General features: G+C 61.0%; 11 protein-coding genes and 1 riboswitch. Of the genes, 4 read left to right on the top strand and 7 right to left on the bottom strand.

The annotated features are described in order from the left end of the window. The coding region (locus JV201_RS27425; RefSeq protein WP_219406253.1) for a transporter substrate-binding domain-containing protein at nucleotides 1-851 on the top strand (851 nt) is incomplete at its 5' end. Between the two features lie 135 nt (nucleotides 852-986). Here the strand turns inward: JV201_RS27425 and JV201_RS27420 are convergent. Continuing rightward, on the bottom strand, nucleotides 987-1,706 hold the full coding sequence (locus tag JV201_RS27420; RefSeq protein ID WP_087693231.1) for a 16S rRNA (uracil(1498)-N(3))-methyltransferase: 720 nt from the start codon (nucleotides 1,704-1,706) through the stop codon (nucleotides 987-989). Between the two features lie 86 nt (nucleotides 1,707-1,792). Next, entirely contained in the window at nucleotides 1,793-3,199 is a 1,407-nt protein-coding gene (locus JV201_RS27415) for an adenosylmethionine--8-amino-7-oxononanoate transaminase (RefSeq protein WP_003216840.1), read from the bottom strand. Nucleotides 3,200-3,479: 280 nt separating this feature from the next. Here JV201_RS27415 and JV201_RS27410 point away from each other — a divergent pair, with 280 nt between their 5' ends. Both JV201_RS27410 and JV201_RS27405 read left to right on the top strand, forming a co-directional pair. After that, the gene (locus JV201_RS27410) at nucleotides 3,480-4,031 is read left to right on the top strand and encodes a cytochrome b (RefSeq protein ID WP_003216842.1); all 552 of its coding nucleotides are present in this window, start codon (nucleotides 3,480-3,482) and stop codon (nucleotides 4,029-4,031) included. Nucleotides 4,032-4,063: 32 nt separating this feature from the next. Beyond that, the gene (locus JV201_RS27405) at nucleotides 4,064-4,660 is read left to right on the top strand and encodes a YceI family protein (RefSeq protein WP_003216844.1); all 597 of its coding nucleotides are present in this window, start codon (nucleotides 4,064-4,066) and stop codon (nucleotides 4,658-4,660) included. A 69-nt stretch (nucleotides 4,661-4,729) separates the two neighbouring features. Here JV201_RS27405 and JV201_RS27400 read toward each other — a convergent pair whose 3' ends face one another. The 5 genes from JV201_RS27400 to ahcY all read right to left on the bottom strand — a co-directional run bounded on the left by JV201_RS27400 (nucleotide 4,730) and on the right by ahcY (nucleotide 11,297). Then, the gene (locus tag JV201_RS27400) at nucleotides 4,730-6,613 is read right to left on the bottom strand and encodes a DEAD/DEAH box helicase (protein WP_219406252.1); all 1,884 of its coding nucleotides are present in this window, start codon (nucleotides 6,611-6,613) and stop codon (nucleotides 4,730-4,732) included. A gap of 222 nt (nucleotides 6,614-6,835) precedes the next feature. Then, nucleotides 6,836-7,639, bottom strand: coding sequence for an ABC transporter substrate-binding protein (locus tag JV201_RS27395; RefSeq protein ID WP_219406251.1), 804 nt, complete (start codon nucleotides 7,637-7,639; stop codon nucleotides 6,836-6,838). Nucleotides 7,640-7,709: 70 nt separating this feature from the next. Continuing rightward, nucleotides 7,710-8,792 (bottom strand): hypothetical protein, encoded by a 1,083-nt coding sequence (locus JV201_RS27390; RefSeq protein ID WP_219406250.1) that lies wholly within the window; start codon nucleotides 8,790-8,792, stop codon nucleotides 7,710-7,712. 75 nt (nucleotides 8,793-8,867) lie between these two features. Then, entirely contained in the window at nucleotides 8,868-9,713 is an 846-nt protein-coding gene (metF, locus tag JV201_RS27385; RefSeq protein ID WP_008434100.1) for a methylenetetrahydrofolate reductase [NAD(P)H], read from the bottom strand. A 174-nt stretch (nucleotides 9,714-9,887) separates the two neighbouring features. Continuing rightward, a complete protein-coding gene (gene ahcY, locus JV201_RS27380) occupies nucleotides 9,888-11,297 on the bottom strand; it encodes an adenosylhomocysteinase (protein WP_003216850.1) in 1,410 nt (469 codons plus the stop codon). 21 nt (nucleotides 11,298-11,318) lie between these two features. Further along, nucleotides 11,319-11,424: riboswitch (S-adenosyl-L-homocysteine riboswitch) on the bottom strand. Nucleotides 11,425-11,622: 198 nt separating this feature from the next. Between ahcY and JV201_RS27375 the strand changes: the two genes are divergently transcribed. Beyond that, nucleotides 11,623-12,007, top strand: a 385-nt coding sequence (locus JV201_RS27375; RefSeq protein WP_219406249.1) for a hotdog domain-containing protein, incomplete at its 3' end; no start/stop codon positions are given.

Here is a 12,007-nt window from a genome sequence, read left to right as displayed (position 1 = left end):
AGACCCAGGCCACCGAGGCCCCCTTGGACGGCACGCTGAGCAAGATCGCCAATGCCAGGAGCATCACCCTCGGCTACCGCGATGCCTCGGTGCCGTTTTCCTATGTGGGGGATCACAGCGGCAAGCCCATGGGCTATTCGGTGGAGCTGGCGAACAAGATCGTCGAGCGTATCCAGCAGAAAACCGGTGTGCCGAAGCTCAACGTGAAGTACAACCTGGTGACTTCCCAGACCCGCATAGCCCTGGTGCAAAACGGCACCGTGGACCTGGAATGCGGTTCCACCGGCGTGACCGCCGAGCGGCAGAAGCAGGTGGCGTTTTCCTACGGGTTTATCTACGTGAAGGGCCAGTTGCTGACCGCCAACGACAGCGGCATCAAAAGCTTCGCCGACCTGCAAGGCAAGAACGTGGTAACCACCGCCGGCACCACCAACGAGCGGTTCCTCAAGAGCTACAACGTTGATCACAAACTGAACATGTCGGTGATCAGCGCCAAGGACCACGGCGAAGCCTTCCAGATGCTGCAATCCGGACGGGCGGCGGCGTTTTACATGGATGACGCGTTGCTCTACGGGGAGCGCGCCAAGGCCAGGGACCCGCACAAGTGGGTGGTGGTTGGGGAAGAACAGTCGCGGGAAATCTACAGCTGCATGGTGCGCAAGGACGACCCGCAGTTTCTCGCGGTGGTCAATGAGACCCTGGCCGGGCTGTACAGCTCGGGGGAGATCAACGGCATTTACCAGCGCTGGTTTGAGCAGCCGATTCCGCCCAAGGGCCTGAACCTGGAATTCCCGATGACCAGTGAGTTGAAGGCGATTATTGCGACGCCTGTGAGTGACCCAGTGGAGTAGCGGAGTGCAAACCCGATCCAAATGTGGGAGCGGGCTTGCTCGCGAAAGCGGAGTGCCAGTCAATACATGTGTGACTGATCCACCGCATTCGCGAGCAAGCCCGCTCCCACATTTGATGGGGTTTGCAAAACGGGTTTAGAAGTCGCCCCAGAGTTGTTGAGCCACCGCCAGCGCCACGACTGGCGCAGTTTCGGTACGCAGCACCCGTGGGCCCAACCGTGCGGCATGAAACCCCGCACCTTGTGCCGTTTCGACTTCGCCATCAGTCAATCCACCCTCCGGCCCGATCAGGAAGGCCAGGCTCCCAGGCTTGGCGTGGCTCACCAGGGGCTCGGCCACCGGGTGCAGCACCAGCTTCAAATCCGCTTCGGCCTGTTTCAACCAATCCGCCAGCAACAGCGGTGGGTGAATCACCGGCACTCGCGAGCGACCGCACTGCTCGCACGCGCTGATCGCCACCTGGCGCCAGTGCTGCAGGCGTTTGTCGGCGCGTTCGTCCTTGAGGCGCACTTCGCAGCGGTCGCTGAAGATCGGGGTGATTTCATTCACCCCAAGCTCGGTGGCTTTCTGGATCGCCCAGTCCATTCGCTCGCCACGGGACAGGCCCTGGCCGAGGTGAATCTGCAACGGCGACTCGACCTGCCCGGCGAAGGTTTCGGTGACTTGCACCACCACGCGTTTTTTGCCGACTTCCAGCAAGCTGGCGCGAAACTCCTGGCCGGAACCGTCGAACAACTGCACGGGGTCGCCTTCGCTCATGCGCAATACGCGGCTGATGTAGTGCGCCTGGGCTTCCGGCAACTCGTGGTCGCCAAGGCTCAGGGGGGCGTCGACAAAAAAGCGGGACAGTCTCATTTCTGTTCTCTGGAAATAGTGTGCAGGGCGGACGCGGAGCGTCCATGGCTGCATTCCCACGCGGAGCGTGGGAACGATCAACTCAATCAGCCCGGATCACGAAACCCCGGGTGGAAATCCTTGGGCACCGCCACGCTGACCTTGCTGTTGGTGGCAATGTCGATCCCTTCGCTGGCCACTTCAGCCAGGAAGTCGATCTGCTCCGGGGTGATCACATACGGCGGCAGGAAGTACACCACGCTGCCCAACGGCCGCAGCAACGCGCCTCGCTCCAGCGCATGTTCGAACACCTTCAGGCCACGGCGTTCCTGCCACGGGTAGGCGGTCTTGGTGGCCTTGTCCTGCACCATCTCGATGGCCAGCACCATGCCGGTCTGGCGCACTTCCGAGACGTGCGGATGGTCCACCAGGTGCGCGGTGGCGGTGGCCATGCGCTGGGCCAGGGCCTTGTTGTTTTCGATGACGTTGTCTTCTTCGAAGATATCCAGGGTCGCCAGGGCCGCCGCACAGGCCAGCGGGTTACCGGTGTAGCTGTGGGAGTGCAGGAAGGCTCGCAGGGTCGGGTAGTCGTCGTAGAAGGCGTCGTACACATCGTCGGTGGTGACCACCGCGGCGAGCGGCAGGTAGCCGCCGGTCAGGGCCTTGGACAGGCACAGGAAGTCCGGGCGGATGCCGGCCTGTTCACAGGCGAACATCGTACCGGTGCGGCCAAAGCCCACGGCGATTTCGTCGTGGATCAGGTGCACGCCATAACGGTCGCAGGCTTCGCGCAGCAGCTTGAGGTACACCGGGTGGTACATGCGCATGCCGCCGGCGCCCTGGATCAGCGGCTCGACGATCACGGCGGCCACGGTGTCGTGGTTTTCGGCCAGGGTCTGCTCCATGGCCAGGAACATGTTCCGGGAATGTTCTTCCCAGCTCATGCCGTCGGGGCGCAGGTAGCAGTCGGGGCTCGGCACCTTGATGGTGTCCAGCAGCAGGGCTTTATAGGTCTCGGTGAACAGCGGCACATCGCCAACCGACATCGCGGCGATGGTTTCGCCGTGGTAGCTGTTGGTCAGGGTGACAAAGCGCTTCTTGTTCGGCAGGCCGCGGTTGAGCCAATAGTGAAAGCTCATCTTCAGCGCGACTTCGATGCACGACGAGCCGTTGTCGGCGTAGAAGCAGCGGGTCAGGCCTTCGGGGGTCATCTTCACCAGGCGCTCGGACAGCTCGATTACCGGCTGGTGACTGAAACCGGCGAGGATCACGTGTTCCAGCTGGTCGACCTGGTCCTTGATGCGCTGGTTGATGCGCGGGTTGGCGTGGCCAAACACGTTGACCCACCAGGAACTGACGGCGTCGAGGTAGCGTTTGCCTTCGAAGTCTTCCAGCCAGATGCCTTCACCGCGCTTGATCGGGATAAGCGGCAGTTGCTGGTGGTCTTTCATCTGGGTGCAGGGATGCCACAGCACCGCAAGGTCGCGTTGCATCCACTGGTTATTCAAACCCATGTTCATTCTCCTCGAAGCGGCTCGCGACGTGCGCGGGCGAAACAATCGCGCAAGCCTATGCAATGCAGGCCTGTGTCACAACCCATTGCGAGTCTGAAGCGTAAATTGGTGGTAAACGCAGGACAGTCCGTCACGTTTCTTCTGGATAGTCCTTAATCTCTTGTTAACTTACTCTGCATACGCTCTTGATCGTATTTCTCGATATTTCAAAGCGAAATTTTCCGCTTTAATTCGATAGGTAAATCGATAGTCTTGCCACAGCTCTTACGGGATTTGGGACATGCAACTACGTAATTCACCGGCCCGCTATGGCTGGGTCAGCATCGTTTTGCACTGGGGCGTGGCCCTGGTGGTGTTCGGTCTGTTCGCATTGGGCCTGTGGATGGTCGGTCTCGACTACTACAGTGCCTGGCGCAAAGACGCCCCGGACCTGCACAAGAGCATCGGCATTACGCTGTTCGCCATCATGCTCGTGCGGATCGTCTGGCGCCTGGTCAGCCCGCCGCCGCCACCGCTTGCCAGCTATAGCCGCATGACGCGTCTGGGGGCTGCGTTTGGCCACGCGTTCCTGTATCTCGGGCTGTTTGCCGTGATGATTGCCGGTTACCTGATTTCCACCGCAGACGGTGTCGGGATCCCGGTGTTTGGCCTGTTTGAGATTCCTGCACTGGTTTCCGGGCTACCGGACCAGGCAGACACCGCAGGCGTGGTGCATTTGTACCTGGCCTGGGTATTGGTGGTGTTCGCCGGCCTGCATGGCGTGGCCGCGCTGAAACACCATTTCATTGATCGTGATGTGACCCTGGTTCGTATGCTGGGGCGCAAAGCCTGATGTTCAACCTCGACTCACAAGGAATAGAAAGCATGTTGAAAAAGACTCTCGCCGCTCTGGCCATCGGTTCTGCCCTGCTGACTGCCGGTCAGGCGATGGCAGCTGACTACGTTGTCGACAAGGAAGGCCAGCACGCCTTCGTTGACTTCAAGATCAGCCACTTGGGCTACAGCTTCATCACCGGTACCTTCAAGGACCTGGACGGCAAGTTCAGCTTCGATGCTGCCAAGCCTGAAGACAGCAAGATTGAGTTCAACGTCCGCACCGCCAGCGTGTTCACCAACCACGCCGAACGTGACAAGCACATCGCCAGCAAAGACTTCCTGGACGTTGGCAAGTTTGCCGATGCCAAGTTCGTCTCCACCAGCGTCAAGACCACTGGCAAGAATGCCGCTGGCCAAGTCACTGCTGACGTGACCGGCGACCTGACCTTTCACGGCGTGACCAAGCCGATCGTCGTCAAGGCGACCTTCCTGGGTGAAGGCAAGGATCCATGGGGCGGCTACCGTGCCGGCTTTGAAGGTACTACCTCCTTCAATCGCCAGGACTTCGGCAAGCAGATGGACCTGGGTCCAGCGTCCAACAACGTTGAGCTGTACGTGACGTTTGAAGGTGTGAAAGCGAAGTAATTTTCGCCGGCCACACAAAAATGCCCCGGATCTCGCGATCCGGGGCATTTTTTATGGCGCGTTGAAAACTCAGCGGTTGCGGGTCAGCAACGCCGGTTTTTCGCCACGTGGACGGCCCGGCAGTTGATCCAGCTGCTCAGGTGTCAGCGTGCGATCGCTTTTCGACTCTTTGTGGATGATCTTCGGTGCCGGGCCGCCGCGCGGGTTTTGTACCGCTGGCTCAGACAGGCGAGGTTGATCATCACGGGCCGGGCGACGGTTGCGGGACTCTTCGCGACGGGCCTGGCCGTCACGGGGTGCACCGTTGCGTGGGCCGCTGCGCTTGGCCGGCGGGGTGCCGGTGGTGGCGCCGTTGCTGCTGCGCGGACCGTTCTGGCGACCTTGTGGCTGGCCGCCGGTGCGTGGAGAACCTGCGCCTGCGCCCTGGGCGGGAGCGCCCGGACGACGACCGCGACCCTGGGCCGGCTTGGCCTGGGGCACGTAGTCAACGCGGTTACCGAAGTTGTCCACGTCGTCGTCCAGGAACTCGTCCGGAGCACGGTCGGCAGCAGCACGTGGCGGTTGGCTCGGCTGGCGCTGTTCGCGGGCCGGGGTGCCTTCACGGGGCTTTTGCTCACGGGCCGGGCGTTCGCCACGGCCATTGGTCGCAGCCTTGTCCTTGCCGCCCTTGTCCTTGCCCTTGTCTTTACGACCGCCACCACCGCCGCCGCCGTTCGGGCCATCGCCCTTCGGACCGCGTGGGTTGTTGCGCGGGTTACGCACGTCCGGACGCTCGCGCACTTCAGGCTTCTCAGCCTCAACGGCGCTGGAGTCGAAGCCCATCAGGTCGCCATCGGCGATTTTCTGCTTGGTCATGCGCTCGATGCTTTTCAGCAGCTTTTCTTCGTCCGGTGCGACCAGGGAAATGGCCTCGCCCGAACGACCGGCCCGGCCGGTACGGCCGATACGGTGCACGTAGTCTTCGTCGACGTTTGGCAGCTCGAAGTTGACCACGTGGGGCAGTTGGTCGATGTCCAGGCCGCGAGCGGCGATGTCGGTGGCGACCAGGATGCGCACTTCACCGGCCTTGAAGTCTGCCAGGGCTTTGGTGCGGGCGTTCTGGCTCTTGTTGCCGTGGATCGCGACGGCGGTGAGGCCGTGCTTGTCCAGGTACTCGGCCAGGCGGTTGGCGCCGTGCTTGGTGCGGGTGAAGACCAACACCTGTTCCCACGCGCCGGCGGTGATCAGGTGGGCCAGCAGCGAACGCTTGTGAGCGGTCGGCAGGCGGAATACGCGCTGCTCGATACGCTCGACCGTGGTGTTCGGCGGTGTGACTTCAATACGCTCCGGGTTGTGCAACAACTTGCCCGCCAAAGCGGTGATGTCGTTGGAGAACGTGGCCGAGAACAGCAGGTTCTGGCGTTTGGCCGGCAGGCGCGCGAGGACCTTTTTCACGTCATGGACAAAGCCCATGTCGAGCATACGGTCGGCTTCGTCCAGCACGAGTATTTCCACGTGGGACAAATCGACGCTGCCTTGGCCGCACAGGTCAAGCAAACGACCCGGGCAGGCAACCAGCACGTCGACACCACGGGACATGGCCTGAACCTGTGGGTTCATGCCGACGCCGCCGAAGATGCAGGCGCTGACGAACTTCAAGTCGCGGGCATACAGCTTGAAGCTGTCATGCACTTGGGCGGCGAGTTCGCGGGTAGGGGTCAGGACCAATACGCGCGGTTGGCGCGGGCCGTGACGCTGGGATTTGTCCGGGTGACCGTTGGGGAACAACCGCTCCAGGATCGGAAGGGCGAAGCCGCCGGTTTTACCAGTACCTGTCTGAGCCGCAACCATCAGGTCGCGGCCTTGCAACACGGCGGGAATGGCCCGCTGTTGCACCGGAGTAGGCTCGGTATAGCCCGCTGCCTCGATGGCGCGGACTAAAGCCTCGGAGAGACCGAGGGAAGCAAAGGACATGAGTAATCCTGTTTTAGTTAGGGCTTGGCCCAGAGGGATAGTCTTGCCTGGCGTGAATGGCGTTTAGATGAACGCAATCCCGTCCGGTCCTGCTGGGGCTGGCAGGCACTCAGACGGCTCGCGCGGGCTTGAAAGCTGCGCTGTAGCGGGGTCGGGTGCCTTTTGCAAGACCGAAGCGTCCGGGCGTAAGCCTGGCGGAAAGGCCGGAGTATAACAGAGCAATCACTTCGCGCTGCTTTCCTGCTGCTCAACGGTGCTTGCAGGCAGGGCTGATGCGCTGGTCTGGAGGCTGCTGCCGGCATATTTGGCGCTCAAGGCCGCGTAGGCCGGCTCTTGCTTGAAGCGTTTGAGTTCGGCGGCAAAGCGTTGCACCAGCAAGTCCATGCCGGCACCCCGGCGCACGGCCAGGAACTGTGGCTGGCTGCTGACCACCTGGGGCGCCTGGGTGATCTGGTGCTCAAGTCCGAGGGCCTTGAGCACATACTGGCCGACCCGGCGGTCCGTGATGACCAGGTCGATCCGGCCAAGGGCCAGCTTGCCGAAGTTGGCCTCGTGGCTGGCGGCCGGTTCCTGCTTGAACAGGGTGGACTCGCTGAATTCGGCGCCATAGAGGTAGCCCGGTGAAGTGCCGATGGTCAGGCCGCGCAGGTCTTCGAAGGACTGGAAGGGATGCGGGCGCTCGTTGGCATAGAACAGCACGAACTCCACCTCGGACAGCGGCTCGCTGGGGTACAGCAGCACCGCATCGCGTTCGTGGCTGTGGAAAATATCCAGCGCGCCATCGGCCTGGCCCTGGTCGAGCATCGCCAGGCAGCGCTTCCAGGGCAAGAATTGCCAATCCACGTCGATGCCCAGGCGCTGGAACACAATCACCGTGGTCTCGTAGTCGAGCCCGCGCATGGTGCCGTGGTCGTCATACACGTAAGGCGCCCAGGGCTCGGTGACAATACGCAATTTCTCGCCATGGGCGCCGAGGCTCAGGCAAGCGAAAAGAACAGCAGTCAACAACCGGAAAGTGACAGGCATGCCCTGAGATTACGACTGTGGCGGGCTAAAGAGAAGCTCTGGCACAGCGATCTGCGGGCACCTGCAGGTTTTACTTGCCCGGAGATTTGATCAAGTGTTCGTAGATCGCCTCGCGCCGCTCACCGAGAATCAGCCGCACCACGGGATTGGCAAACCAGTGCTCCAGCAGGTGGGCATCCACGGGTCGACCCTGGCGCTCTTCCTGATTTTGTCGGGCCTTGTCCCACCAAACCGGGCCACACGCCTGGTCGAATTCGTTCTCATGTTCATAGCAACCGTAGAGAATTTCCCGGATGAACTGCTGCTGGTGCTTGGGCAATGCCAGGGTGATCAGCTTGTACATCAGTCGTTGCAGGCGCGGCGGGCGGGGCAGGTGAGCGGAGACCTGGCGGGTATCGTCCAAGGCCGTGGCGCTGGTGGGGTTAGCCCCGTGCTTGGTGATCCACGCCTTGACCTTGGCGCGGAACAGCTGCTTGCGGCTCCAGTAGTGGTGGATCAGGTCTGGGCATTCGCGCACATTGAGGGTGCGATAGGCGGCGATCGACAGGCAGAACTCTTCCAGGGTGTAGGCGCCCTGGGCATGGGGAAACAGTTCGTCCATCAACTCGATCGAGCGGTCGAGGATGTGCGCGTCCTGCTGCGTCAGGCCCATGACCCCTGAATTGAGGGTCATCATGTCATCGTCGGCCACGCCCATGTCCAGCAGGCGCTGGTACAGGGCGCTGTACAGAATGCTTTCGTGGTTGTCGCCGTATTTGGTGTAGAAGGCGTTGCACAGCAGGGTGCCCGGCTGCACGCGTTCAAACAGCGCCAGGGGCGAATGATGGAAAAACGTATCGGTGTCGATCAGCAGCGCCACTTCGGATTCTTGCAACACTTGCCGCAGCACCACGTGCTTGGTGCGAAAGTGGTAGCCGTGAGGCTCGCTCCAGCGTTTGCGCGTGGCTTCGTCCAGCGGGCGTACCCGTACTGGCAGCAGGCGGTAGGGCTCGGGGTTGTCGGTGAAGACCTGGATGTCGATGCCTGTGTCCGGCTCGTCCCGCAGGAACGACAGGGCGCTGGCGATGCTGAATACCGCTTCCTGATGGTAAGTCTCTGCGCCGAACACCAGGTAGACCAGTTGCGGGCGGGACGTCGGGGCGGATGTATTCATGGACTGCAGAATTCCGTGGGCGTTTAGAACGGCAAAGGCCCTCATTATGAGGGCCTTTGCATTTCGGAACAGACCTTAGCGTGGCAGCTTCAGGTTGTTCCAGACAGCGAGGCTTGGCTCAGCCTGGTTCAGGGTATAGAAGTGCAACCCTGGCGCGCCACCTTGCAACAATTGTTCACACATTTCGCTGATGACCTGTTCGCCGAACGCCTGGATGCTCTTGACGTCGTCGCCGTAGGCTTCCAGTTGTTTACGAATCCAGCGTGGGATTTCCGCGCCGCAGGCGTCAGAGAAGCGCGCCAGTTTGCTGTAGTTGGTGATCGGCATGATGCCCGGCACGATCGGGATGTTCACGCCCATCGCTTGTACACGCTCAACGAAGTAGAAGTAGCTCTCTGCGTTGAAGAAGTACTGGGTGATCGCGCTGTTGGCGCCGGCGTTGGCCTTGCGCACGAAATTCTGCAGATCGTCTTCGAAATTGCGCGCCTGGGGGTGCATCTCCGGATAAGCGGCCACTTCGATGTGGAAGTGATCGCCGGTTTCTTCGCGAATGAAGCTCACCAGGTCATTGGCGTAGCGCAGCTCGCCGCTGGCCATGCCCATCCCGGACGGCAGGTCACCGCGCAGGGCGACGATGCGCTTGATGCCGGCTTGCTTGTATTGGGTCAGCAGGCTGCGCAGGTCGGCCTTGCTGTCGCCCACGCAGGACAAATGCGGAGCTGCAGGTACTTTGACTTGGCTTTCCAGCTGCAGCACGGTGTTGATCGTGCGATCGCGGGTGGAGCCACCGGCACCGTAGGTGCAGGAGAAGAAATCGGGGTGGTAGCTGGCCAACTGCTTGGCAGTTGCCATCAGTTTTTCATGCCCAGCATCGGTCTTGGTCGGGAAGAACTCGAAGCTGTAGCGACGGTCTTGGGACATGGTCATACCTATGGAAACTCATAAAGCCAGAAGGTGCACACCGTCAATGTGGGAGCGGGCTTGCTCGCGAAGGCGGTATGTCAGTAGTAGATAAGTCGACTGACACACCGCCTTCGCGAGCAAGCCCGCTCCCACAAAAGCCTGCCCCCACATGGGGAGCAGGCAGCAGGCAAATCAGTAGCGGTAAGCGTGCGGCTTGAACGGGCCTTCGACCGTCACGCCGATGTAGTCGGCCTGGGTCTTGGTCAGTTGAGTCACTACGCCGCCGAAGCCGCGGACCATTTCCAGGGCCACTTCTTCGTCGAGTTTCTTCGGCAGTACTTCCACGGTCAGGCGCTCGGCTTTCTGGGCGGGCGACAGGTCGGCGTATTTCTGGCCGAACAGGAAGATCTGCGCCAGTACCTGGTTGGCGAACGAGCCATCCATGATGCGGCTTGGGTGGCCAGTGGCGTTGCCCAGGTTGACCAGACGGCCTTCGGCCAGCAGGATCAGGTAGTCATCGTTCTGCGGGTCGAAATCGCCAGCACCGGTACGGTGAACCTTGTGTACCTGTGGCTTCACTTCTTCCCATGCCCAGTTCTTGCGCATGAAAGCGGTGTCGATTTCGTTGTCGAAGTGACCGATGTTGCACACCACGGCGCGCTTTTTCAGGGCCTTGAGCATGTTCGAGTCGCACACGTTCACGTTGCCGGTGGTGGTCACGATCAGGTCGATCTTGCCCAGCAGGGCCTTGTCGATGCTGGCTTCGGTGCCGTCGTTCTGGCCGTTGATGAACGGCGAAACCACTTCGAAACCGTCCATGCAGGCTTGCATGGCGCAGATCGGGTCGACTTCGGAGACTTTAACGATCATGCCTTCCTGACGCAGGGACTGGGACGAACCCTTGCCCACGTCACCGTAGCCGATCACCAGCGCTTGCTTGCCGGACAACAGGTGGTCGGTGCCGCGCTTGATCGCATCGTTCAGGCTGTGACGGCAGCCGTACTTGTTGTCGTTCTTGCTCTTGGTCACCGAGTCGTTGACGTTGATGGCCGGGATTTTCAGCTCGCCCTTGGCCAGCATGTCCAGCAGGCGGTGAACGCCGGTGGTGGTTTCTTCGGTCACGCCGTGGACGCGGTCGAGGATCTGCGGGTATTTCTTGTGCAGCAGCTCGGTCAGGTCGCCGCCGTCGTCGAGGATCATGTTGGCGTCCCATGGCTTGCCATCCTTGAGGATGGTTTGCTCCAGGCACCACTCGTACTCTTCTTCGGTTTCGCCTTTCCAGGCGAACACGGCGATACCGGCAGCAGCGATAGCGGCAGCGGCCTGGTCTTGAGTCGAGAAAATGTTGCAGGACGACCAGCGTACTTCGGCACCCAGGGCAACCAGGGTTTCGATCAGCACGGCAGTCTGAATGGTCATGTGGATGCAGCCGAGAATCTTCGCGCCCTTGAGCGGCTGCTCAGCGGCGTACTTGCGACGCAGGCCCATCAGGGCTGGCATTTCGGATTCGGCGATAAAGGTTTCGCGACGGCCCCAGGCAGCGAGGGACATGTCGGCGACTTTGTAGTCGGTAAAACCTGCAGGCGTGATTACAGCGCTCATGAAGAGCCTCCATTCGTAGTGTGCGAATGGGCGCCGTTGTGCGTTTAGTATCCAGCTGGCTAACCAGGCCGGACAACGCCCCATCCGAGCCTGACAGGTCGAGCCTGCTGCAGCGCCCCTCGGACAGGTGGCGGGAGAACGGTATCAATCGAAGATGACCGTTTTGAAGCGGAGGCGATTATAGCCGCCTGCGCCTGACTTCTAAAGCCTTTCTGTCGGCGGCATGAAGATCGCTCATGGGGTTGATAGGCAATGGCTCATAGAGCTTGGGCCCGGCCTCTGCCATGATGTTGCCCATCATTTCGCAACACGCTTTGGAGTGAACATGAACTTCCACACCCGCAAATGGGTAAAACCCGAAGACCTCAACCCCAACGGCACGCTGTTCGGTGGCAGCCTGCTGCGCTGGATCGACGAAGAAGCGGCCATCTACGCGATTGTCCAGTTGGGCAACCAGCGGGTGGTGACCAAGTACATCTCCGAAATCAACTTCGTCAGCGCCTCGCGCCAGGGCGACATCATCGAACTGGGCATCACCGCCACCGAGTTCGGTCGCACCTCCATCACCCTGACCTGTGAAGTGCGCAACAAGATCACGCGCAAGAGCATTCTGACGGTGGAAAAAATGGTCTTCGTGAACCTGGGTGAAGACGGGTTGCCGGCGCCCCACGGCCGTACCGAGATCAAGTACGTGAAGGATCAGTTCCAGT

This window comes from Pseudomonas sp. Colony2 (assembly GCF_019382755.1).
Classification (GTDB): domain Bacteria; phylum Pseudomonadota; class Gammaproteobacteria; order Pseudomonadales; family Pseudomonadaceae; genus Aquipseudomonas.
This window is presented reverse-complemented; position numbering and strand designations above follow the sequence as displayed.